This window comes from [Mycobacterium] fortunisiensis (assembly GCF_019050325.1).
GTDB lineage: Bacteria > Actinomycetota > Actinomycetes > Mycobacteriales > Mycobacteriaceae > Mycobacterium > Mycobacterium fortunisiensis.
This window is the reverse complement of sequence record NZ_VOMB01000023.1, coordinates 1-23078: the sequence shown is the minus strand read 5'-3', so window position 1 is coordinate 23078 and position 23078 is coordinate 1. Positions and strand designations below refer to the sequence as shown.

The following is a 23078-nucleotide window of genomic DNA, read 5'->3' as shown; positions in this document are numbered from 1 at the left end:
CACACATTCGCCATGTCCCCAGCGTCGAACGCCCGCACCCCGATCCGCGACGGCACTGTGCCTGCGCGCGTGGAGAATCCGTGGCCCGCGCTGTGGGCCATGATGGTCGGCTTCTTCACGATCCTGGTCGACGCGACGATCGTGGCGGTCGCGAATCCGACGATCATGGATGTCCTGGGTGCCGACTACGACGGCGTGATCTGGGTGACCAGTGCCTACCTGCTGGCGTATGCGGTGCCGTTGCTGGTGGCGGGTCGGCTCGGCGATGTGTACGGACCCAAGAATCTCTACCTGGGTGGGCTGGCCGTGTTCACCGCCGCCTCGTTGTGGTGCGGTCTGGCCGGCAGCATCGGGATGCTCATCGCGGCCCGCGTGGTGCAGGGTATCGGTGCGGGGTTGTTGACGCCCCAGACGTTGTCGACCATCACCCGGATCTTCCCGCCCGAGCGGCGCGGCGTGGCGATGAGCGTGTGGGGCGCCACCGCCGGGGTGGCCACGCTGGTCGGCCCGTTGGCCGGGGGTGTGCTGGTCGGGGGACTGGGCTGGCAGTGGATCTTCTTCGTCAACGTGCCGATCGGGATCGCCGGCCTGGCGTTGGCGGCGTGGCTGGTCCCGGTGCTGCCCACCCAACCGCACCGGTTCGACCTGCTGGGTGTGGCGTTGTCCGGTGTCGGCATGTTCCTCATCGTGTTCGCGCTGCAGGAGGGCCAGTCGCGGGACTGGGCGCCGTGGGTGTGGGCCACCGGCGCGGTCGGCATCGCGGTCATGGTGGCGTTCGTGTGCTGGCAGGCGGTCAACACCCACGAACCGCTGATCCCGTTGCGGATTTTCGCCGACCGCGATTTCGGCCTGGCCAATCTCGGCGTGGCGACGATCGGGTTCGCGGTGACGGCGATGATCCTGCCGTTGATGTTCTACGCGCAGACGGTGTGCGGGTTGTCGCCGATCCGGGCGGCGCTGTTGACGGCGCCCACTGCGATCGCCAGCGGGTGCCTGGCGCCGCTGGTGGGCCGGATCGTGGACCGGGCCCATCCGACGCCGGTGATCGGGTTCGGCTTCTCGGCGCTGGCGGTCGGGCTGACCTGGCTGGCCGTCGAGATGACCCCGGCCACGCCGATCTGGCGGCTGCTGCTGCCGCAGTTCGTGATGGGCGTGGGCATGGCGTTCATCTGGTCGCCGCTGGCGGCGACGGCCACCCGCAACCTGCCGCCGGATCTGGCTGGTGCCGGCTCGGGTGTGTACAACGCCACCCGCCAGGTCGGCTCGGTGCTCGGCAGCGCCGGGATCGCGGCGTACATGACCGCGCGGATCGGGGCCGAGATGCCCGGGGGGGCCGCCGCGCCGCGCGGCGAGGGGTCGGCCGGCGAGCTGCCGCAGTTCCTGCACGTGCCGTTCGCCGCGGCGATGTCGCAGTCCATGCTGCTGCCGGCATTCGTCGCGCTGTTCGGGGTGGTGGCGGCGTTGTTCCTGCTGGGTTTCGGTACCGTCCCGCCGACGCCCGGCGCCGACCCGGAACCGTACCTGGACCCCCGTGACGACGATGACGACGATTACGTCGAGTTCCTCGTGGACCGCCATGACGACACCCGCGCTGACGACACCCGCGCTGACGACGAGGCGGTGACGGACCCGTTCCGAGTGGCACCGGCTCCGGAACACCCCGATCAGTGGAAGGACATCTACGCCGAGTTGATGGCCGACAGCGACGAGTGATCGGTTTTCCCCTGCTCGCGCAAGGGCAGTCGGCCCAAGGGAGGTCAGCGGAACAGCACCGCCGGGTTGAGGTAGCCGGCCGGATCGAACGCGGCCTTGACCGCGCGCATGGCGGCGATGTCGGCGTCGGTGCGTGACATGGACACGTAGTCGCGTTTGCGTGAGCCGACACCGTGCTCGGAGCTGACGTTGCCGCCGTGCTCGGCGATCAGCGTCATCATCGCGGCGTACAACTCCGGTTCGGCCTCGGCGCCGCAGCGCAGCACGTTGAGGTGCAGATTGCCCTCGCCGATATGGCCGAACAGCACCGGGATGGCCGCCGGGGCATGGGCGGCGACAATGGCGCCGGCCGCCTCGGCGAACCGTTGTATCGCCGAAAGTGGCAGTGACACATCGAATTTCAGTGGCGGGCCGAACAGCCCCAGCACTTCGGCGACCGATTCGCGGACCTGCCACAGCCGCTGCTGGGCGGCGGTGTCCACGCCGACGGCCGGCTCGCCGCAGATCTCGGTGCCCTCGATCGCCTCGGCCAGGCGCTCGGTCAGGTCATGTTCGCCGGCCAGCTCGATCAGCAGCTGCCAGGTGCCCTCGACCGGGGCGGCCACCCCCAGATGTTCGGCGGTCAGCGCGCTGGCCCGGGCATCGATCAACTCCAGGGCGGCGATGCCGTCGAGATCGCGGAAAACGCGGCCGGCGTCGACCAGTGCGTCCAGGTCGGCGAACCCGCAGATGGCGGTCACCCGGTGGCCCGGGGTGGGATACAGCCGCAGATCGAGCGCGGTGATCACCCCCAGGGTGCCCTCGGCGCCGACGAACAGCGAGGCCAGGTCGTAGCCGGTGTTGTCGCGACGGACCTGGCTGTGCCGGTGCACCACCGACCCGTCGGGCAGCGCGATGTCCAGGCCCAGCACCTGCTCGCCCATGTTGCCGTACCGCACCGTGCGCAGACCGCCGGCGTTGGTGGACGCCATGCCGCCGACCGTGGCCGTTTCGCGGGCGGCCAGGTCCACCCCGAACACCAGCCCGGCATCGGTGGCGGCGCGTTGCACCGCGGCCAGCGGGACTCCGGCGCCCACGCTGACCCGGCGTTCGACGGTGTCGACCACCCCGATCTCGGTGAGCCGCTCGGTGGACAGCAACACGTCGTCGTTTTCCGGCACGGTGCCCGCCACCAGCGAAGTGCGGCCGCCCTGAATCGTCACGCAGGCCCCGGCCTCGTGGCAGGCCTGCAGCACCGCGGCCACCTCGTCGGCGGTGCCCGGACGTACCAGGGCGGTGGCCCGGCCGCGGTACCGCCCGGTGTGATCGACGCAGCGGCCGTCGAGCACGTCGGGGTCGGTGGTGACATATCCGGCACCGACGATCCCGGCAAGCGTTTCAGTAAGCGTTTCAGTCACCGGATGGGTGTACCACAGGATCGGTCAGGGCCAGGAAGGCCCCGAGCGCGATCAGGCTGTTCGGCTGCGCCGGGAGATAGTCGGTGAGCTGGGGTGAGCGCACGATGTATGCGACGTATTTGGCCCGGCTGATCGCCACGTTGAGCCGGTTGCGGTTCAGCAGGAACCCGATGCCGCGGGGCACATCGGCGGCGGAGGACGCCGTCATCGACACGAACACCACGGGCGCCTGTCGCCCCTGGAACTTGTCCACGGTGCCGGCCTGCACCTCGGTCAGGCCGGCCGCGTCGAGAGCCCGTCGCACCGTGGTCACCTGGGCGTTGTACGGCGTCACCACCAGGACGTGGTCCTGGCCCAGTGGAACGCTGCCGTGCTCGTCGGTCCAGGTGGTGCCGAGCAGTCCGGTGATGGCCGCCACGATCGCGTCGGCTTCTTCGGGGCTGTCGGTCGAGTTACCCAGGTGCGGCACCTCAAGGGCCCGCACCCCGGGCTCGATGCCGTCGAGTGTGCGTGCGGCGCTGACCTTTTCATGTGACTGCAACCGGCCGTCATACGACAGTCGCGACACCGGCCCACACACCGCCGGATGCATCCGGAACGAGCAGTCCAGGAAGTAGCCGCGCTCGGCCGGCAGCGTGTGCGCGCCCTCGACCAGCCAGCCCAGGGCGGAATCGTCGACCGGCGCCGGGTGGGTGCCCTGGCAGACCTGGGGCAGCTGCTGCGGGTCGCCCAGGAGCAGCAGATTGCGCGCGGCCGGGGCCACCGCAATGGTGTTGGCCAGGTTGAACTGCCCGGCCTCCTCGATCACCAGCAGGTCCAGGCAGTGCCGCGGCACCCGGGTCTCGTTTGCGAAATCCCATGCGGTGCCGCCGATCACGCATCCGGGATGGTCGGCGATGAACGAGGCGTAGGCGTTCTCGCCGATCTCGGTCCACCGCGGGTCGGCGCCCTTGCGTTTCTTGGCAACGTGTTCGGCGGCCACGCCGGCGTCGAGCACCTGCTCCAGCAGATGCTCGATCACCGCGTGTGACTGCGCGACGATGCCGATGCGCCAACGATGTTCGTTGACCAGCCGGGCGATGATCCGCGCCGAGGTGTGGGTCTTGCCGGTGCCGGGTGGCCCGTGCACCGCGAGGTAGGAGCAGTCCAGATCCAGCAGGGCCGCGGTGATGTCGGCGGCGGTCTCGCCGCTTCGGGACAGGGGGCGGCCGCTGACGGTGCGCGGCGGGCGCCGCAGCAGCACATCGGTCACCGCATCGGCGGGCAGTGTCGGCAGGCCGGCGCTCACGATGGCCGCGGTGCTGTCGATCGACACCTGCAGCGGCTTGGTGTTGATCGGCGGCCCGGGGGTCAGGGCGAACGGCACCTGGGTGAAGATCTCACCGCCGGTGGGCTGGCGTTCGGTGATCACCACCTCGGTGGGGGCGTCCGGGTTGTCGCAGCCGACGACCGTGGCGCTGCCGAAGCCGCGGCGGTCCGGGTCGTCGGACAGGCCGACCGGGGCCGGCGGGGTGTACAGCGCGTAGACCTCGGTACCCAGTTCGCCGGCGTCGATGGCGCCGGTCAACCGGACCTGACGCTGCGGTTTGCGGGCTCGCGGCGGGGTGTGCCAGTCGGTGACGATCTCGACCTTCTCGGCGACGAAAACGCCTGTGCTGTCGGCCCATTCGTCGACCGGGTTGTTGAGCCGGTCGAAATGTCCCCACCAGAACGGTTTGTCCTCACGTTTGTGGAAGCCGCGGGCCGCGGCGATCAGCGCGACCGCCTGCTGCTCGGCGGTGCGAGGTTCCACTCCGTCGCCGGCGAAGCGCAGCAGCTTGCGGTCGACGGCGTCGGCCTTTTCGATCGGCGCTCCGTCGCGCACCGGCTGCGGGCCGCGCGGTGGCACCTCGGCTTCGAACGCCCGGTTGATCAGCCAGTCCCGCAAGCGGTGGGTGGACCGGCAGTCGTAGCGGTTGTAGTCCTCGATCTCCTTGAGCACGGTGGCGGCCTCGTCGTGCTGACCGGCCTCGCGCAGTGCGCAGTAGCGGGCGTATTCGGTGATCGAATCGGTCGCCTTGGTGACCTCGCCGTCGCGCAGCTCGTTGCCCATGTACAGCGGTTCCAGCGACTTGATGCTGTAGTTCTCGGTGCCGACGCGAATGCTCTTGCGTACCAACGGAAGCAGGTCGACCAGAATGCCGTTGCGCAGCAGGTCGTCGACGTCGTTCTCGCCCACCCCGTAGCGGCCGGCCAGCCGCAGCAGGGTGCTGCGCTCGTACGGCGCGTAGTGGTAGATGTGCATCTTGGGAAAACGCCTGCGCCGCTTGCGGACCAGGTCCAGGAAATCGATGAGGACCTGGCGTTCACTGGCCCGGTCGTGCGCCCACAACGGCTGGAAGTTGCCCTCCGCGCCCAGCACCCCCCACAGGTATTCCAGGCCCCAGTCCTGGCCGTTGGCCGTCCACAACGGGTCGCCCTCGTAGTCGAAGAACAGGTCGCCCTTGTCTGGATCCGGCAGCAGCATCAGTGGTTGCGGATCGATGACTTCGTACGGCGGCTTGCCGTCGGGCCGCGCTGCCACCTGCAGGCGGGCCTGACCGCTCAGCGCGGTCAGGGCGCGCTGGGCCAGCCCGGGCACCGCATCGGTGTGGCCCGCGAGTTGACGGGTGGTGGTGACACCGGCCTCGATGAGCCGGGCGCGCTGGCCGGCCCGCATTCCGGCGACCAGGAACAGGTCGTCGGTGGCACGGATCTGCTGCTCGCATTCACCGCAGCCGAAACACGCCCGCACTGTGTCGTCGGACCAGTGCACCGCTGTCCCGGCAGCCAGATGGTCGTCGAGCAGCGCCTGCAGCGCGGCGCGCCGGGGCCGATAGACCGCCAGCAGTTCGTCGACGCGGTAACTGGACATCGCGCCGTCGCCGAGCACCAGGTCGACCTCGTCGGCGACCGGCACCCCGGCGCCGGACAGCACATCGGCGTAGGCGGCCAGCTGCAGCAGCGCCTCCACCTTCACCGAGCGGGACAGTTTGGTGTCGCGCAGGCGGTAGCGCGCACCGTCCCAGATCAGGAAATCGGCGAACCCGGCGAACCGTCCGTCGAACATCGCGGCCTGGTAGATCACCGGGTCGCGGCGGTGCACTGCGTCCAGGGTGGTCGCGGCCGCCGCCGTCAGCCCGGGCGCGGTGTAGGCGGGCCGGGCGATCACGGTCACCTCGGACGGTGCCGCCTCGGCGCGCAGTTCCTCGAGATGGCGCTGCTCGTGGTCCCCGCCGAGTTGTGCGGTGCGGGCCAGCAATTCGTCATCGGAGGACACCGCCGGGCCGCGGCCGAGCTGCGCGTCGAACGAGCGCAGCAGGGCGTACTCGCAGCGGGCCGCGGCGGCCAGATCCGAGGCGCTGTAGATGACCGTCGGCCCCGACGCGCGGTCCTCGGTGACGAACACGCTGCCACTGTAGGTGAGGCCACCGACGGAACGATGAAACTCAGGTGTTGCCCATCAATTCCACGCCGCCGCCGTTCCAGCGGAACTTCACGGTGCTGGCCAGCCCGTGGAATCCACCGGAGTACTGCAGGGCCACCGTGTCGCCGGTGCTGGCGGACTTGTCGATGCCGTTGAAGCCGTAGGTGTCGGGCACCCCGGTGGGGATGAACTTGCCTAGGTGGAAGAGCACAGCCCGGGTGTTGGGGTGCTCGGCGTTGGTGTTGGCCCGCACGATCACCGCCGAGAGCTGCGCGCACTCGTTGTAGTTGCCGGCGATCGGCTCGGGGCTCCACGGCTGGTTGCTGCGCGGGTCGCGGGGCAGCTCCGAGACGGCCTTGGCGATCTCGGGGGCGGCCAGGTTCACCGCGCAGGGATCGGTCTGTGGCGGCGTCGAACTCGGGGCCGCGGCTTTGGGGGCGGGCTTGGCCTTCGTGGTCGGTGCCGGACTGGCGCTGGCCGCGGGGGTTTTGGAGACCGTGGAGTCGCCCGACCCGCACCCGACGAGTGTGAGCACGGTCGTCAGGCTGACCGCCGGGGCCATCACAACCATCGCGACCCGTTCCACAGTTGCGCAACCTACCGCGACCCCGCGGCGGGGTGGTTCAGGCGCGCGGCGGGGAAACCGCCCGATTGGCACTAGACTTCTGAACCGATGAGCTCGCCAGACCCGGATCCGGGGGATGCCGCCCCGACATTTGCCGACCTGCAGATAAAGCCTGCGGTGTTACAGGCCGTCACAGATGTCGGTTACGAATCGCCTTCGGCGATCCAGGCCGCCACCATCCCGGCCATGCTGGCGGGCTCCGACGTCGTCGGGCTGGCCCAGACCGGCACCGGCAAGACCGCGGCATTTGCCATACCGATCCTGTCGAAGATCGACACCACCAGCCGCAAGACCCAGGCGCTGGTGCTGGCGCCGACCCGTGAGCTGGCGCTGCAGGTCGCCGAGGCCTTTGGCCGCTACGGCGCGCACCTGCCCGAGATCAACGTGCTGCCGATCTACGGCGGAGCGTCCTACACCGTGCAGCTGTCCGGGCTGCGGCGCGGGGCGCAGGTGGTGGTGGGCACGCCGGGCCGGGTGATCGACCATCTCGAGCGCGGCACCCTGGACCTGTCGAACCTGGACTACCTGGTGCTCGACGAGGCCGACGAGATGCTGACGATGGGCTTCGCCGAAGAGGTCGAGCGGATCCTCGCCGACACCCCGGAGTACAAGCAGGTGGCGTTGTTCTCGGCGACCATGCCGCCGGCGATCCGCAAGATCACCACGAAATACCTGCACGATCCGGTCGAGGTCACGGTCAAGGCCAAAACGGCCACCGCCGAGAACATCACCCAGCGGTTCATCCAGGTGGCCGGCCCGCGCAAGCTGGACGCGCTGACCCGGGTGCTCGAGGTCGAAGAGGGCGACGCGATGATCGTGTTCGTCCGCACCAAGCAGGCCACCGAGGACGTCGCCGATCGGCTCAAGGCCCGTGGTTTCGCGGCCGCGGCCATCAACGGCGACATCAACCAGTCGCAGCGCGAGCGCACCATCACCGCGCTCAAGGACGGCACGATCGACATCCTGGTCGCCACGGATGTGGCGGCCCGCGGTCTCGACGTCGAGCGCATCAGCCACGTGGTCAACTACGACATCCCGCACGATGTCGAGTCGTATGTGCACCGGATCGGGCGCACCGGGCGGGCCGGCCGCTCCGGGCATGCCCTGTTGTTCGTCACCCCGCGGGAACGTCACCTGCTCAGGTCGATCGAGAAGCACACCCGCTCGAAGGTCATCGAGGCCGAGCTGCCCAGCGTCGACGACGTCAACGCGCAGCGGGTGTCCAAGTTCCGCGACTCGATCACCGATTCGCTCAACGGCTCGGGCCTGGAGTTGTTCCGCAGGCTGATCGAGGACTACGAGCGCGAGAACAACGTGCCGATGGCCGATATCGCCGCGGCGCTGGCGCTGCAATCGCGCAACGGCGAAGAGTTCCTGATGACCGAGCCGCCGCCGGAGAAGCGTCGCGAGCGCGAGCGTGGGGAGCGCCGCGGCGAGCGGGCGCCGCACCGGGAGCGCCCGCCGCGCGAGGGGCTGGCGACGTATCGGATCTCGGTGGGCAAGCGGCACAAGGTCGGACCGGGGCACATCGTCGGCGCCATCGCCAACGAAGGTGGCCTGCACCGCAACGAGTTCGGTCACATCACCATCCGTGGCGACTACTCGTTGGTCGAGCTGCCCGAGAAGTTGCCCAAGAAGACGCTCAAAGCACTGGAGAACACCCGGATCTCGGGCATGTTGATCAACCTCACGCCGGACCGGGGTGAGCGTGCAGACCGTGGTGACCGGGCGCCGCGCCGTGAGTACAAGGAGCGTTCCGGGTATCGGGACCGGCCGGGGAAGCCGCACCGGAAGGTCAAGTGACGGTTTCCAGAAGCGTGGCGGGATCGTCGGATCAGGGTGGTCTTGAGTCGGTCGACGCGCCGTCGTCGCGCTCTGCCCGCGTCGCCTCGCTGACCGGGATCCGGGCGGTCGCCGCGATTCTGGTGGTGGTCACGCACGCGGCCTACACCACCGGGAAGTATCCGCAGGGATATCTGGGACTGGTGTATTCGCGTGCCGAGATCGGGGTTCCGATCTTCTTCGTGCTCAGTGGTTTTTTGTTGTTCCGGCCGTGGGTGAGGTCTGCTGCATCCGAAGGCGGCCCGCCGTCGGTGCGCCGCTATGCCTGGCACCGGGTGCGACGCATCATGCCGGCCTACGTGGTCACGGTGCTGCTCGCCTACCTGCTCTACCACTTTCGTACCGGCGGCCCGAATCCCGGCCACACCTGGATGGGGTTGTTCCGCAACCTGACGTTGTCCCAGATCTACACCGACAACTATCTGTTCTCCTACCTGCACCAGGGCCTGACGCAGATGTGGAGCCTGGCGGTGGAGGCGGCGTTCTACGTGGTGCTGCCGCTGATGGCCTATCTGTTGCTGGTGGTGTTGTGCCGGCGGCGGTGGCGTCCGGGGCTGCTGTTCCTCGGGCTGGCACTGTTGGCCGCGGTGTCCCCGGTGTGGCTGTGGATCGTGCACGATTCCACGAATCTGCCCGACGGCGCCCGGTTGTGGCTGCCCACCTATCTGGCGTGGTTCGTGGCGGGGATGGCGCTGACCGTGCTGGGGCAGCTGAAGGTGCGTGGCTACGCGGTGGTCTGTGTGCCGCTGGCAGTGGTGTGTTACTTCATCGCGTCGACGCCGATCGCGGGGGAGCCCACCACGTCGCCGGCCAAGTTGAGTGAGGCACTGGCCAAGACGTTCTTCTACGCGGTGATCGCGGCGTTGCTGGTGGCGCCGCCGGCGCTGGGCGATCGTGGGTGGTACAACCGGTTCCTGGCGTCGCGGCCGATGGTGTTCCTCGGCGAGATCTCCTACGAGATCTTTCTGATCCATCTGATGGTGATGGAACTCGTGATGGTCGAGGTGATGCGCGAGCCGGTGTACACCGGATCGATGTTGAGCCTGTTCGTGCTGACCATGGTGTTCACCATTCCGGCGGCGTGGCTGCTGCACCGGTTCACGCGCGTCCGCTCCTGAGCCATTAGTTAGGGTATGCTTACCTAATAAGTATCTGGGAGGCATGCATGGGTGAGCTGAAGGCATCACGCGGACTGGAAGGGGCCCTGGTCAAGCTCTGCCGGGGCGGCGATTACGAGCTGACGGTGGTGGGGCGTACCGAGCTCACACCGAACTACCTGAGGCTGCATTTCCGCGCGGAGAAGTTGCTCGCCGAACAGCAGGTGCATCCCACCATGTGGGTGCGGGGCTGGTTCCCGGACGGCGGCAAGGCCCATCAGCGCGGCTACACGTTGGTCAATCCCGATGCTCAGGCCGGCACGGTGGACATCGATTTCGCCATGCACGACGGCATCGCGACCCGCTGGGCCCAGGCGGCCCAGCCCGGCGACGTCCTGGACGTGACGGTGCTCGGCAGCAACTTCACGCTGCCCGAACCGGCGCCGGCCGGCTACCTGATCGTCGGTGACACCGCGTCGCTTCCGGCGATCAACTCGCTGCTGGATGCCATCGGCGACATCCCGGCCTGGGTCTTTCTGGAAGCCGGGTACGACGACGATCGTGAGCTACCGGTCAGCGGGGGTGCCGAGATCGTCTGGGTGGACCGGTTCGACGAGGATCTGCTGGAGACGCTCAGCGCTTCGGCTTTCGACGCCTCCGATCACTTCGGCTGGGTCGCCTGCAACAACCGCACCACCCGGGCGGTGGCCCGGGTGTTCCGCGAGGAGTACGGGATCCCGCGCAAATCCATCAAGGCGCAGGCCTACTGGGTGGCCTGAACCGGGATCATCAGCGGCGCGACGAACTCGGCCAGCATGGTGCGTTCGTCGGCCTCGTCGTCACCGGGGAACACCAGCAGTGACACCATGACCCGCACCAGCCAGCGGGCCTGCCGGCCCACGTGGTCGGCGCTGTCGCCTCCCGCGGCGCCGGTGCCCAGTGACCGCACGAAACCCTCGACAAGGGCCCGGATCACCTCGGACTGGTCGGCCATCTCGCCACCGATCGGCGGCTGGGCGGTGGCGAACCAGGACGACAGGGCCGGGCTCTCCCGCACGGCGTGCAGCGCGGTGATCACGCCCTCGATGAGCCGCTGAGCCGGATCGGAGACGGTGGCGACCTGCTCGCTGACCTCCTCGTACAACCGGCGCGCCTCGCGGTGCACGTAGGCGGTGTAGAGCGCCTCGCGATTCTCGAAATAGCGGTACAGCGTGGCGCGGGAACACCCTGCGGCCGCGGCGATTTCGTGCATCCCGACAGTCGCTGCCTCCTGCCGGGTGAACAGTTCGTCGGCGGCGTCGAGGATGTGGTCGGCGGCCACTTCGGACCGCCGGGCCGACAACCAGTCGCGGGCCATCAGGTCCCGGCCCGGAACGGCACCGACAACGGCCGTCGGACGTAACTCCCACCGGCCCACACCACGGCGTCCACATCGACCTCGAATTCCGGATAGCGTGCCAACAATTCGGTCAACGCTACCCGGGATTGCATGCGCGCGGCGGCCGCGCCCAGGCAGAAGTGCGCGCCGTGGCTGAACGTGAGGATGTTGCGCGGCTTGCGACGCACATCGAGTTCGGCTGCGTCGGCACCGAATTCGCGTTCGTCGCGATTGCCCGAACCGTACAGCAGCAGCGTCCGGCGGCCGGCCGGGATGGTGGTGTCACCGATGGTGACGTCGCGGGCGGCGGTGCGGGCCAGCCCCTGTACTGGCGAGGTCAACCGTAGGAATTCGTCGATCGATTCCGGGATCAGCTCCGGATCGTCGATGAGCAGCTTGCGCTGATCGGACCGCTGCTGCAGCAATTGCACTGCGCCGCCCAGCATTCCGGTGGTGGTGTCGTTGCCGCCGGTGACCATGGTGAACGTGAAGGCCAGGATCGACAGCACGCCGGAAATGTCCCCGTCCGCGCCCACCCCGGCGGCCACCAGGTGCGAGATGGTGTCGTCGCCGGGGTCGACGCGCCGGCGCTCGATGAGCTCGGTGAAGTAGCCCATCATCGAGGCCACGGCGTCACCGACGGTTCCCAGCGCCGCGGTGATCCCGCCGGCGGCCGTATTGGCCGCGACGATGGCCTCGGTCCAGCCGTCGAACTGGTCCCGGTCCTCCTCTGGCACCCCGAGATAGTGCGCGACGACCATCGACGGCAGCGGCTTGAACAGTTCGGTGACGATGTCCCCGCCGCCGTTCGAGCGCAACCCCTCGAGGCGCTCGATGACGAATTCCCGGACTTTCGGTTCGACGGCCTCGACCTGCCGCGGTGTGAACCCGCGTGCCACCAGCTTGCGGAACTGCGTGTGCACGGGCGGGTCCTGCATGACGAACGGCGGGTTGTCGGCCAGCCCGATCATCTCCAGGTCGCCGTAGGTGACCGTGAGGCCCTGGGCCGACGAGAACGTCTCGTGGTCGCGGGCGGCCGCCCAGATGTCGGCGTGCCGAGAGAGTACGTAGTAGTCGTGCTCCGGGTGGTCCTCGGGCACGACGTGGTGCACCGGATCGTGATCGCGCAACGCGGTGTACATCGGCCAGGGGTTGGCCCAGGTGTCGGCGTTGGCGAGTTCGAACCGGGCCGCCGCGTCGGTCGATGTGTGAGACAAATGGGCTGTCATGTCTTATTCGTACGACGTATTACTGTTCAGTGTCAATAGCCAATTCGCTGGGTAGGCTCAGGCCCGATGAGCATCCCTGGCACGCCGCAGCTTCCTGCCCAGACGCCGACGTGTTACCGGCATCCGGACCGCCCCACCTATGTGCGCTGCACGCGTTGCCAGCGCCCCATCTGCCCGGAGTGCATGCGTTCGGCCGCCGTCGGCCACCAGTGCGTGGAGTGCGTGAACGCCGGCGCCAGGACGGTGCAGGCGCCGCGCACCCAGTTCGGTGGTGTGGCCCGCACCGGAGCGCCGATCCTGACGTACTCGTTGATCGCCGTGAACGTGCTGATGTTCGTTCTCGAGCTGGCGGCGGGCAGCCTGAAGGCCGAGCTCACGCTGTGGCCGCCGGGTATCGCGGCACACGATGAGTACTACCGCCTGGTGACGTCGATGTTCCTGCACTACGGCGCCATGCACCTGCTGTTCAACATGTGGGCGCTCTATGTCGTCGGGCCGCCGCTGGAGCAGTGGCTGGGCCGGCTCCGATTCGGGGCGCTCTACGCGTTGAGTGGTCTCGGTGGCGCGGTCCTGGTGTACCTGCTGTCCCCGTTGAACAGTGCGACGGCGGGGGCCTCGGGCGCGATCTTCGGGCTGTTCGGCGCGATCTTCGTGGTGGCCCGCAAGCTCAACCTCGACGTCCGCTCGATCGCCGCGGTGGTCGTCATCAACCTGGTCTTCACCTTCGTCGGGCCGATGCTCGGGACCGGGGCGATCAGCTGGCAGGGTCACGTCGGTGGTCTGGTCACCGGGGCCGGGATCGCCGCGGCGTTCGTCTACGCTCCCCGCGCGCACCGGACCGCCGTTCAGGCCGGCGTCGCGGTGGGTGTGCTTGTGGTCTTCCTCGCGCTCATCGCTTGGCGCACAAACAATCTGCTGTACCTGCTCGGGGTGGGTTAGATCTGGGTTAGATCGCCGCGCCGGGGTTGAGGATGTTCAGTGGGTCCAGCGCCTGTTTGATCCGCTGATTGAGGGCAAGCGCGTCGGGCCCGATCTGCCCGGCCAGCCACGGTCGCTTGAGCCGGCCCACCCCGTGCTCGCCAGTGATGGTGCCGCCCAATCCGATGGCGAGATCCATGATCTCGCCGAACGCCAGCTGTGCCCGCTGCGCCTCATCGGCGTCGGACGGGTCGAACACGATCAGCGGGTGGGTGTTGCCGTCGCCGGCATGGGCGATCACCGAGATCAGCACCCGGCGCTGCGCGGCGATCTCGGCCACCCCACCGACCAGTGCGGCGAGCGCCGGCAGTGGCACGCCCACGTCTTCGAGCAGCAGTGTGCCCTTGGCCTCCACGGCCGGGATGGCGAAGCGGCGCGCGGCCACGAAGGCTTCCCCCTCATCGGGGTCGGCGGTCGAGAACACTTCGGTGGCACCGTGTTCGGTGAACACCGCGGCCATGAAGGCGGCGTCGTCGGCGCCGGCGGCGCCCCTGTCGTCAGAGGCCGCCACCATCATCGCCGCGGCCGTGCGGTCCAGGCCCATTCTCAGTTTGTCCTCGACGGCGTTGATCGCCACCGAATCCATGAACTCCAGCATGGCGGGCCGGATCGTGCCGGTGATCTTCACGACCGCGCTCGCGGCGGCTTCCACCGAGTCGAACGTGGCGACGACGGTGCACGGCGGGTGCTGTGGCGGCAGCAACCGCAGTGTCGCCTCGGTGACCACTCCCAGAGTGCCTTCGCTGCCGACGAACAGTTTGGTCAGGCTCAGTCCCGCAACATCTTTGAGCCGGGGACCGCCCAGGCGCACCGCGGTGCCGTCGGCCAGCACCACCTGCAGGCCCAGGATGTAGTCGGTGGTCACGCCGTACTTGACGCAGCACAGCCCGCCGGCGTTGGTGGCGACGTTGCCGCCGATGCTGCAGATCTCGTACGACGACGGATCGGGCGGATACCACAATCCGTGTGCAGCAACGGCTTTCTTCACCTCGGCGTTGAGCAGGCCGGGTTGGACGACGGCGGTGCGGGTGATCGGGTCAACCACGATGTCGCGCATCTTCTCGGTGGACAGCACCACACCGCCGTCGAGTGCGGTGGCCCCGCCGGACAACCCGGTACCCGCGCCGCGGGGCACCACCGCGATGCGGTGCGCGCTGGCCCACCGCAGCACGGTCTGGACTTCTTCGGTGCGGGTGGGCCGGACCACCGCCAGGGGGGTGCCCGCACTCGGATCGGCGGCCCGGTCCTGCCGGTAAGAGGCCAGGATGTCGGGGTCGGTGACGACGACACCTTCGGGCAGTTCGGCGATCAGCTCTGACAGCACACCGCGATCCTACGAGCGGGCCCTACTGCACAGCGAACACCCGGTAGTGCACCTCGCTCAGCGATACCTGGTTGATGGCCACGGTGTGGACTGCGTTGAGCCAACGGTAGCGCTCGTCGTCCGTCTCGAACAGTGGGCTGGACCGTGCCGTCATCTCGTCGTGGCGGATCAACTCGCCGGCCATGAACCGGTCGGTGGTCTGGCGGTCCATCCGGACCCGGCCGGTGTTGGTCAGGTGGATGAAGGCCCCGTCGTCGGTACGCATGGTGGCGCGGACGTCCAGGCGAGCCACCCCGTCGGTGCCGAGCAGGATCCAGTCTCCGCCGCCGGGTAGGACGTCGGCCGCGATGCGCGGCCCGACGCAGCGGCCCTGCTCGACGACATAGGTCATGCGGGTGCCGAGCGGGGTGGCGAACATGTGGACCGATTCGAAGCCGATGCGGATGTCGAGCAGGTGTTCGCAGCTCGGGACGGCGTCGATGTCGACGAGGGGAGTTGTCGATGTCATTGCAGGGCTCCTAGAGCGGGCGAATCGCCGCGGCGACGAGATCGTCGGCCGCGACCCGGCGCAGCATGAGCCGGGCGATGGTGTCGTCGGAACCCTCGACGCGGTGTTCGTCGGCTCCTGCGCCCGCAACCCAGTGCGTCCCGGTCCAGGTGATCGCCATCGACTTCGAGGGCGCGGTCAAGCGCAACGTGACGGGCCGGCTTTCCACCGGCTGGGCCTGACGCAGCAGGAACAATTCGCCGAAACCGAAGAGCGCGTCCACGGTGGCCGGGGAGAGCGTCGGGCGCCGATCACCGCGGGCGATCTTCAGATCGTCGAGGTGTACCCCGAATTCCAGGATCAGTGAGCGCAGCGCGGCGGCGACCGGAAATTCGCCGAACGGGGTCGGGATCACGGGCCAGCGATCGGGCGCCTGGTCGAATGCGGCGCGCAGATGGGCGACCCCGAGCCGGATGGCGTCGGGCAGATCCGGATTCACGAGAGTGAGTTCTCCTGGCGGAGTGCTGGTTTGGATCCGGGCGCGGTGAAAGGCCTCGGCGTCGCGGAAGCAGACGACAGCGACGTGGGTGGCCAGATCATCGATGGTCCAGCCGGCGCACGGGGTGGGTGCCTGGCGCTGCGCGGGGGCGAGGCATTCGAGGAGGTCGGCGAAGGCCAGCGCGTCTCGTGCGGCGGTGGCAAGGAGGTCGGAGAGGGTCATGTTCTCGACGGTAGGCGCATATGCTTGGAAAAAACAAGTAGATGGTTGGAAATTCCAACTTCGACTAGTCTGGAGCCATGGCATCACGGTCATACGGCCAGCACTGCGCACTGGCGAAAAGCCTCGACATGGTCGGGGATCGCTGGACCTTGCTGGTGGTGCGGGATCTGCTGGACGGCCCCAAGCGCTACGGCGACCTGCTCGCCTCGCTGGCGCCCATCGCCACCGACATGCTGGCCGGCCGGTTGCGTGATCTGGAGACGCACGGTCTGGTGCGCAAGCGCACGCTGCCCAAACCCGCCTCCACGACGGTGTATGAGCTCACCGCCGACGGCCGGGCGCTGGAGGACGTGATCAACGCCTACATCCGCTGGGGTCGGCATCTGATCGAAACCCGGGCGCCGGGGGACACCGTGCGCCCGGAATGGCTGACCTGCGCGGTGCGGGCCTTCGTCCGCGAGGATCGCGTCGGGCCGCCGGTCACGGTGCGACTGGTCACCCCGGAAGGGCAGGCGGTCATCGAGATCGGACCGGAGCGCGTCGACGCGTGCGAGGACGGCACGGCGGCCGACGTGACCCTCACCGGAGAGGCCGAGGCGTTGGCCGCGGCGATGGATCCCGCTCACGTGCCGGGGTTGTTGGCCGATGGCCGACTGGCGATCGACGGCGAGCCCGATGCTGTCAACAGACTGGCGAAAGTCTTTGCCCCACCCCGGATCAGAGGCTAGTCGAGCTCAGCCCACGGCCCGATGGTCTGGTCCTGCGCAGGGTGTGCCACAAACCGATCGAGTAGGCCCAGTCCGCCGGGGCCTCGCCTTCGGCGCCGACACCCATCGCGTGCCAGCCGTGGTCGGTCACGTTCCCGGCGATCCGGTTGTCGCGTTCCTCGGTGGCGTCGCTCACCCGAAAAGGTTACGTCGAACCGGGTCCCACTTCTGCCAGCCGGTCCAATGCACGCAGCGGCGTCAGGAACACCGCGACCACGCCGAGTGCCAGCATCGGCAGCGACAGCGCAAGGAACGTCGCGTGCAGTCCGGCGGCGTCGGCCAGCGGGCCGGCCAAAATCAGTCCCAACGGGCCCGCGGCGTAGGCCAGCGAACCCATCACCCCGACCACGCGGCCCCGCAGATGGGCCGGGGCGGTGGTCTGCATGACGTAGTTGTAGATCGGCGCGATCGGCCCGTAGACGAAGCCGACGATCGCGCACAGCACCAGGATCACCGGCAACGGTGGAAGGAACGCCACCCCCGTCATCGCCACGCCCAGGGTGAGCACCGCGGTCAGCATGGTGGCGCGTCGGCTCATGTACTTGCTCATCACCGCGTAGCCGAGCGCACCCAGCAGCCCGCCGATACTCAGCGCCATCAACACCCAGCCCAGCTCGGTGGGTTCGTCGCGGTCGGTGAAGTACTTGGGGAACAGCACGCTCTCCATCGGCATGTACAGTCCGGTGGCCACCAGGTCGATGATCGCCAGGGTGCGCAGAACCGGTGTGCGCCAGACGAATCGCAGTCCCTCGATGATGCCGGCCCACACCCCGTCGGCCAGTACCGAGCGGTCCGGGGCGCCCGCGCCTTCCAGCCGCAGCGCCGAGATCGCCAGGATCGAGCAGCAGAACGCGGAGGCGGTCACCCACATGGTGTTGATGCCGCCGAGGGTGGCGATCAGCAGGCCCCCGATCCCGGGGCCGACGATGTAGGCGAGGTTGAAGACGCACTCGTACACGCTGTTGGCGTGGTCCAGCGTCCAGCCCGCCCGGCCCGCCGCCTCGGGCAACATGGTTTCCCGCGCGGTCATCCCCGCCGGATCGAAGAACGCCCCCAGCGCGGCCAGGGCCGCCAGCACCGCGACGTTCACCGCGTCCACGCCGAAGATCAGGGCCAGCGTCGGCACCGCCGCCACCGACAGGGCCGAGAGCAGGTCGGAGATCATCGAGACGCGCCGGCGTCCCACATAGTCGACCGCTGCCCCGGCGATCAGGGTGGCAACCAGCAGCGGCAGCGTCCCGGCCATCGCGACGATCGAGGCGTCCAGCGCGGATCCGTTGCGCTGCAGCACCAGCCACGGGAACGCGACGATCGTGATGCCGTTGCCCGTGCCGGCCATCAGTGCGGCGAACAGGATGAGCAGCAGGGGGCCGCGCTTGGTGTCGGTCATGGGCGTGCCCGGAATCTAACAGTGTGGCTTGGCACGTGGCGACCGATTTTGCGGCACAGTAGATCAAGTGTTGCTGCCTCATCCCAGGACCGGGGAGCTGTTCGGATCGCCGGTGCCGCCGGGCACCGGTTGGCCCGGCGACCCGGCGGACGCGTCGACCCCGGTGGCCAAGACCGCCGCGCAGGTGCGGCGACTGGCAGCCCGGGCCGCCGCGGTGGGTGAGGTGGATGCCGAGATCTCGGTGTGCCGGGCCTGCCCCCGGCTGGTCACCTGGCGCGAAGAAGTGGCGGTGGCCAAGCGGAAATCCTTTGCCGATCAACCTTATTGGGGTCGGCCGGCCACCGGCTTCGGGGCGGAGCGGCCCGGCATCTTCATCGTCGGGCTGGCCCCGGCGGCGCACGGCGCCAACCGCACCGGGCGGGTGTTCACCGGGGACCGCTCCGGGGATTTCCTGTTCGCCGCCTTACACCGGGCCGGGCTGGCCAATCAGTCCGAGTGCGTCGACGCCGCCGACGGCATGCAGCTGTTCGGTACCCGAATGGCCGCTGCGGTGCGCTGCGCCCCGCCGGCCAACGCACCGACCCCGGCCGAACGGGCCACGTGTGCACCGTGGCTGCAGGCCGAGTGGCGGCTGGCCGGGCCGTCGGTGCGGGTGGTCATCGCGCTGGGCGGGTTCGCCTGGCGGGCGGCACTCGACCTGCTCGGGACCCCCAGACCGGCACCCAAGTTCGGGCACGGTGTCATGGCCCCACTGGCCACGGCATTCGGGCCGGTCACGCTGCTCGGGTGCTTCCATCCCAGTCAGCAGAACACCTTCACCGGCCGGCTCACCCCGGCCATGCTCGACGACATCTTCGCCACCGCCAAACAGCTGGTGGCGCAGGCAGGTGGGAACGAACCGGACGGGTCGTGACGTTGAGGCTGTCATGCGGCTTTCTGTCCTCGATCTCGTCCCGGTGCGCACCGACCAGTCCACGGCCGATGCCCTGACCGCCACGACTCACCTGGCGCAGACCGCCGACCGGCTGGGATACACCCGCTACTGGGTCGCCGAGCACCACAACATGCCCGCGGTCGCGGCCACCAGCCCGCCGGTGCTGATCGCGCACCTGGCCGCCCACACGTCGCAGCTGCGGCTGGGTTCGGGCGGGGTGATGTTGCCCAACCATGCACCGCTGGCGGTGGCCGAGCAGTTCGCCTTGCTGGAAGCCGCGCACCCGGGCCGCATCGACCTCGGCATCGGCCGGGCACCCGGCTCCGATCCGGTCACCTCATTGGCGTTGCGGGGCGCCGCCGGACGCGATGATCGCGACATCGAGGCGTTTCCGCAGTACCTCGACGACGTGGTGGCGCTGATGAGCGCGCGCGGGGTGCGGGTGCCGTTGCCGCGGGATCTGATGCGGGAGACCTACGTACTGAAGGCGACGCCGGCCGCGGTCACCGAGCCCCGGATGTGGCTGCTCGGTTCGTCGATGTACTCGGCGCACCTGGCCGCCGCCAAGGGGTTGCCCTACGTGTTCGCCCACCACTTCTCCGGGCAGGGCACCGCCGAGGCGCTCGCTGTCTACCGGGAGGAATTCCAGCCCAGCGATCTGGCATCGGAGCCGGTGACGTTCCTGACCGTCAACGCCTCGGTGGCCGAGACCAGGGAAGAAGCCGAGGCCTTGCTGCTGCCGCAGCTGCAGATGATGGGCCGGTTGCGCACCGGCCAGCCACTCGGGCCGCTCGACCTGGTCGAGGATGCCCAGGCCACGACGATGACCCCGCAGGCCGAGGCGGTCGTGGCATCGGGCCTGCGCCGGGCCGTGGTGGGTTCGCCCACCGAGGCGGCCGAGCAGGTCCGCGCACTGGCCGCGGAGTTCGATGTCGACGAGGTCATGGTCAACCCGGTGAGCTCGGCGCGGCGCGGTGCGGACCCGGCCACTGCGACGGCCCGCGACACCACCCTGGAGTTGTTGGCCAAAGAGCTGTTCTAAGCGGAGAGGACCACGATCGGGATCGGCCGGGTGGTTTTCTTCTGATAGGCCGCGTAGCGCTGAGAGTTGTTGTCGTTGACGATCTTCCACAATCGCTGGTAGTCCGGGTCCTCGGGCAGTACGGGTTTGGCCGTGACGCCGAGACGCTTTGTCCCGACGTTGATCTCGATGCGAGGGTGTGCCTTCAAGTTGTGGTACCAGCCGGGCGAGCGCGGCGCACCGCCCATCGAGGCGACCACCAGGTAGTCCTTGCCGTCGCGGGCATAGCTCAACGTGTTGATCCGGGGCCGGCCGGTCTTGGCGCCCGTGGTACGCAGCAGCAGGCTCGGGGGCATACCGGGGATCTTGTGCCCGATCAGCCCGTTGGACTTCTGGTAGATCAGGTCGTGAACGTGCAGCAGGCGCAGGCCGATCTTTTCCACCGGGGACAGATCACTCATGGGCTCAATCGTGCTCGGACGCGTCCAGTTGCGCCAATGCCGCACGTAGCAGCCGCCCTGATTCCTCCCGGTCCGGGTCGCGGCGCACCACCATGCCTTTGACGAACGACAGCTTGTCGCCGGTTTGCCGGGGCACCACGTGCAGGTGGATGTGGAACACGCTCTGGAAGGCGGCTTTACCGTCGTTGATCACGATGTTGTTGCCGTCGGCGTGCAGTCCGGACTGCCGGGCCGCGCGGGCGATGCGCTGGCCGATCGCAGCCATCGCGGCCACGGTCTCGGCCGGCGTATCGGTCAGATCGACGCTGTGGAGTTTGGGGATCACCAGGGTGTGGCCGCGGGTGAACGGCCTGATGTCGAGGATGCCCAGGTAATCATCGTCTTCGTAGACGCGGATGGCGGGGGCCTCCCCGGCGACGATGGCGCAGAACACACAGGACATGCCGCCACGTTAGCCTCCGGCGGTGGCCGCCCATTCGGCGACGCGGCGTTCCCGCTCCTGCGCAGTGATGTTCTCGACGCGGGTCATCACGGTCCAGCGCTGGCCGAACGGATCGAGGATGGAGGCGAACCGGTCGCCGGTGACGAAGGTCTGCGCCGGCTCGCGAATCGTGGCACCCGCCTGCTCAGCCCGGGCCACCACGTCGTCGACATCGGCGCAGTAGAACCCGATCGAATGCGTCGCGGCGGCTCCCGGCGCGGGGGCAGCGATCTGAAAGGCTGCCTGCGGGTCGCCGAGTTGCAGCCGACCGGCGCCGAAGTCCAGTTCGGCGTGTGCGACGGTGCCATCGGGTCCGTCCATTCGTTCGATAACTTCGGCGCCGAACACGTTCTGGTAGAACGCAATCGCCGCGGCGGCTCCGTCGACGCAGATGAACGGGGTCAGGCTCGTGTAGCCATCGGGAATTGCTGGGACACTCATGTCGCCCAGTTTCGTAGGCTTGGCCTGGTGTGTGCTTGTAAAAACGCGCCAGAGCGCGGCGTGGTGGGCCGTGCCGCCAACCCGTCGGCCTTCAACTTGCACCGCTGGGCACCGTCGGACGACGCCGCGAGGTTCGTCGAGCATTTCTGGTCGGTCGCCTGGGACCGGCGCGAGGCGGGGCCGTTCGAGAGCACGGTGATCTCGTTTCCGGCCATGCACCTCACCCGGGAGTGGGGCAACGATGGTGTGCGCCATGGTCATCGGTTGCCGGCCACGTTGCTGCACGGGGTGGTGCCCAGGGTCTTCCGGATCACCATCGGCGGTACAGGCGCTGTGGTCGGGGCACGGTTTCGGCCCGGTGGTTTCACGGCGAGGTTCGGTGGGGATGCCGCCACGATGACCGGCCGGGTGGTGCCGGTGGATGCCGAACTATTCAGTGCGCCGATCGATCTCGGCGAGGATACCGTCGTCGCCCAGGACCGTCTGGATGCCCTGATCGGTGCGTGGGACGGGCCGCCCGATGCCACCTACCGCGCGCTCACCGGACTGATCGACCGGATGCGTGACGACGCCACCCTGCTCCGGGTAGACCAGGTGATGGCGCTCTCGCCGTGGAGTACCCGCACCACACAGCGGGTGTTCCGCAGCTACGTGGGGGTGACGGTGAAGTGGGTGCTGTGCCGGTACCGGCTGCAGCAGGCGGCGCTGGAGATCGAGACGGTGTCCGACGTGGATTTCGCCGATCTCGCAGTGCGACTCGGCTGGTACGACCAAGCCCATTTCACCAACGACTTCCGATCTATGCTGGGGTGCACACCGGGTGAGTACGCCGCCGCAACTAGTCGTTGATGTGCGTCGGCGGGTCGGCGAAGACGAAATCCAGTGGGTAGTCATGGCCGGGGCCCATCGGGTCGCAGCGCTTGACCGGCACCAGGTGGGAACTGAAACCGCTTGGTACATGGCCCCACGTGCCCACGCAGCGCTGCCAGGTTCCGTCGGGCTGGATGGGCCCGTCGCACTTGCTGATGACCGGCCCGCCGTAGACGCAGCCCGCACTTGCCGAAGGTGCTGTGGCCATCAGTCCGCCGGCCGTCAGCATGACAGCCAAAACTCCGACGATGCAGAGCTTCATCAAGTTCTCCCGTCTGCCAATCTCTGACGCTACCGCTGATGGCGCCCGTCGATGGCGCCTTTGGCCCTTTCGCTCTTGGGCAGGCGGCCATGACTTCTGGTGCCACCAGAAGCGATCCTCACCCCGAGGGCTGAGGCCCACTGTTCAGAATGGTGGGGGTGGTGCGTAGTGTTCGGCGATCCAGGCTTGGTAGTCGTGTTCGACTTCGAGGGCGG

23 protein-coding genes are annotated in these 23078 nt (G+C 68.6%); 9 read left to right on the top strand and 14 right to left on the bottom strand.

Annotation, left to right across the window (positions count from 1 at the left end):
- Positions 1-12 precede the first annotated feature (12 nt).
- The gene (locus FR943_RS20400) at positions 13-1713 is read left to right on the top strand and encodes a DHA2 family efflux MFS transporter permease subunit (RefSeq protein WP_217160089.1); all 1701 of its coding nucleotides are present in this window, start codon (positions 13-15) and stop codon (positions 1711-1713) included.
- Between the two features lie 44 nt (positions 1714-1757).
- Here the strand turns inward: FR943_RS20400 and FR943_RS20395 are convergent, their stop codons facing one another.
- The 3 genes from FR943_RS20395 to FR943_RS20385 are packed head-to-tail and all read right to left on the bottom strand — an operon-like array spanning position 1758 to position 7126.
- Positions 1758-3110 (bottom strand): FAD-binding oxidoreductase, encoded by a 1353-nt coding sequence (locus FR943_RS20395; protein WP_217160088.1) that lies wholly within the window; start codon positions 3108-3110, stop codon positions 1758-1760.
- Positions 3103-6537: a TM0106 family RecB-like putative nuclease gene (locus tag FR943_RS20390; RefSeq protein WP_217160087.1), complete on the bottom strand. Its 3435-nt coding sequence runs from the start codon at positions 6535-6537 to the stop codon at positions 3103-3105. Before FR943_RS20390 ends, FR943_RS20395 begins: the two co-directional genes overlap by 8 nt.
- Positions 6538-6577: 40 nt before the next feature.
- Positions 6578-7126, bottom strand: coding sequence for an LppP/LprE family lipoprotein (locus tag FR943_RS20385; protein WP_217160413.1), 549 nt, complete (start codon positions 7124-7126; stop codon positions 6578-6580).
- Positions 7127-7228: 102 nt separating this feature from the next.
- On the opposite strand from FR943_RS20385, the gene FR943_RS20380 reads away from it, so the two are divergent.
- Genes FR943_RS20380 through FR943_RS20370 form a run of 3 tightly spaced genes read left to right on the top strand, consistent with a single transcriptional unit; the run spans position 7229 to position 10898 of the window.
- Positions 7229-8983 carry a DEAD/DEAH box helicase gene (locus FR943_RS20380; protein WP_217160086.1) on the top strand — a complete coding sequence of 585 codons (1755 nt, stop codon included), beginning with the start codon at positions 7229-7231 and terminating at the stop codon, positions 8981-8983.
- Entirely contained in the window at positions 8980-10140 is a 1161-nt protein-coding gene (locus tag FR943_RS20375; RefSeq protein ID WP_217160085.1) for an acyltransferase family protein, read from the top strand. The genes FR943_RS20380 and FR943_RS20375 overlap by 4 nt, the downstream gene beginning before the upstream one ends.
- Positions 10141-10187: 47 nt before the next feature.
- Positions 10188-10898, top strand: a complete 711-nt coding sequence (locus tag FR943_RS20370) for a siderophore-interacting protein (protein ID WP_217160084.1) — start codon at positions 10188-10190, stop codon at positions 10896-10898.
- Here the strand turns inward: FR943_RS20370 and FR943_RS20365 are convergent.
- Both FR943_RS20365 and FR943_RS20360 read right to left on the bottom strand, forming a co-directional pair.
- Positions 10883-11476, bottom strand: coding sequence for a TetR/AcrR family transcriptional regulator (locus FR943_RS20365; RefSeq protein ID WP_217160083.1), 594 nt, complete (start codon positions 11474-11476; stop codon positions 10883-10885). The two genes, FR943_RS20370 and FR943_RS20365, sit on opposite strands and share 16 nt — an antisense overlap.
- The gene (locus FR943_RS20360) at positions 11476-12726 is read right to left on the bottom strand and encodes a cytochrome P450 (RefSeq protein WP_217160082.1); all 1251 of its coding nucleotides are present in this window, start codon (positions 12724-12726) and stop codon (positions 11476-11478) included. Before FR943_RS20360 ends, FR943_RS20365 begins: the two co-directional genes overlap by 1 nt.
- A gap of 66 nt (positions 12727-12792) precedes the next feature.
- Here FR943_RS20360 and FR943_RS20355 point away from each other — a divergent pair, with 66 nt between their 5' ends.
- Complete coding sequence (locus tag FR943_RS20355; RefSeq protein ID WP_217160081.1) at positions 12793-13665, top strand: rhomboid family intramembrane serine protease; 873 nt, start codon at positions 12793-12795, stop codon at positions 13663-13665.
- Between the two features lie 7 nt (positions 13666-13672).
- Here FR943_RS20355 and FR943_RS20350 read toward each other — a convergent pair whose 3' ends face one another.
- From FR943_RS20350 to FR943_RS20340, 3 genes are read right to left on the bottom strand one after another with little or no spacing between them, the layout of a single operon-like run.
- Positions 13673-15028, bottom strand: a complete 1356-nt coding sequence (locus FR943_RS20350; RefSeq protein WP_217160080.1) for an FAD-binding oxidoreductase — start codon at positions 15026-15028, stop codon at positions 13673-13675.
- A 22-nt stretch (positions 15029-15050) separates the two neighbouring features.
- A complete protein-coding gene (locus FR943_RS20345) occupies positions 15051-15536 on the bottom strand; it encodes a DUF3237 domain-containing protein (RefSeq protein WP_217160079.1) in 486 nt (161 codons plus the stop codon).
- A gap of 10 nt (positions 15537-15546) precedes the next feature.
- Positions 15547-16236 carry a maleylpyruvate isomerase family mycothiol-dependent enzyme gene (locus FR943_RS20340; RefSeq protein ID WP_217160078.1) on the bottom strand — a complete coding sequence of 230 codons (690 nt, stop codon included), beginning with the start codon at positions 16234-16236 and terminating at the stop codon, positions 15547-15549.
- A gap of 77 nt (positions 16237-16313) precedes the next feature.
- On the opposite strand from FR943_RS20340, the gene FR943_RS20335 reads away from it, so the two are divergent.
- The gene (locus FR943_RS20335; RefSeq protein WP_217160077.1) at positions 16314-16964 is read left to right on the top strand and encodes a winged helix-turn-helix transcriptional regulator; all 651 of its coding nucleotides are present in this window, start codon (positions 16314-16316) and stop codon (positions 16962-16964) included.
- On the opposite strand, the gene FR943_RS20330 is transcribed toward FR943_RS20335, so the two are convergent.
- The gene (locus FR943_RS20330; RefSeq protein WP_217160076.1) at positions 16954-17139 is read right to left on the bottom strand and encodes a DUF4262 domain-containing protein; all 186 of its coding nucleotides are present in this window, start codon (positions 17137-17139) and stop codon (positions 16954-16956) included. The two genes, FR943_RS20335 and FR943_RS20330, sit on opposite strands and share 11 nt — an antisense overlap.
- A 9-nt stretch (positions 17140-17148) precedes the next feature.
- On the bottom strand, positions 17149-18393 hold the full coding sequence (tap, locus tag FR943_RS20325; RefSeq protein ID WP_217160075.1) for a multidrug efflux MFS transporter Tap: 1245 nt from the start codon (positions 18391-18393) through the stop codon (positions 17149-17151).
- 67 nt (positions 18394-18460) lie between these two features.
- Here tap and FR943_RS20320 point away from each other — a divergent pair, with 67 nt between their 5' ends.
- Positions 18461-19306, top strand: coding sequence for a uracil-DNA glycosylase (locus FR943_RS20320; protein ID WP_217160074.1), 846 nt, complete (start codon positions 18461-18463; stop codon positions 19304-19306).
- Between the two features lie 13 nt (positions 19307-19319).
- Positions 19320-20369 (top strand): LLM class flavin-dependent oxidoreductase, encoded by a 1050-nt coding sequence (locus FR943_RS20315; RefSeq protein WP_217160073.1) that lies wholly within the window; start codon positions 19320-19322, stop codon positions 20367-20369.
- On the opposite strand, the gene FR943_RS20310 is transcribed toward FR943_RS20315, so the two are convergent.
- Genes FR943_RS20310 through FR943_RS20300 form a run of 3 tightly spaced genes read right to left on the bottom strand, consistent with a single transcriptional unit; the run spans position 20366 to position 21731 of the window.
- Positions 20366-20809 carry a nitroreductase family deazaflavin-dependent oxidoreductase gene (locus FR943_RS20310; protein WP_217160072.1) on the bottom strand — a complete coding sequence of 148 codons (444 nt, stop codon included), beginning with the start codon at positions 20807-20809 and terminating at the stop codon, positions 20366-20368. The genes FR943_RS20315 and FR943_RS20310 overlap by 4 nt on opposite strands.
- Positions 20810-20813: 4 nt before the next feature.
- The gene (locus tag FR943_RS20305) at positions 20814-21251 is read right to left on the bottom strand and encodes an HIT family protein (protein WP_217160071.1); all 438 of its coding nucleotides are present in this window, start codon (positions 21249-21251) and stop codon (positions 20814-20816) included.
- A gap of 9 nt (positions 21252-21260) precedes the next feature.
- Positions 21261-21731, bottom strand: coding sequence for a VOC family protein (locus FR943_RS20300; RefSeq protein ID WP_217160070.1), 471 nt, complete (start codon positions 21729-21731; stop codon positions 21261-21263).
- Between the two features lie 27 nt (positions 21732-21758).
- On the opposite strand from FR943_RS20300, the gene FR943_RS20295 reads away from it, so the two are divergent.
- A complete protein-coding gene (locus tag FR943_RS20295; protein WP_217160069.1) occupies positions 21759-22580 on the top strand; it encodes a DUF6597 domain-containing transcriptional factor in 822 nt (273 codons plus the stop codon).
- On the opposite strand, the gene FR943_RS20290 is transcribed toward FR943_RS20295, so the two are convergent.
- Positions 22570-22863 carry a CDGP domain-containing protein gene (locus tag FR943_RS20290; RefSeq protein ID WP_217160068.1) on the bottom strand — a complete coding sequence of 98 codons (294 nt, stop codon included), beginning with the start codon at positions 22861-22863 and terminating at the stop codon, positions 22570-22572. The two genes, FR943_RS20295 and FR943_RS20290, sit on opposite strands and share 11 nt — an antisense overlap.
- Positions 22864-23078 lie beyond the last annotated feature (215 nt).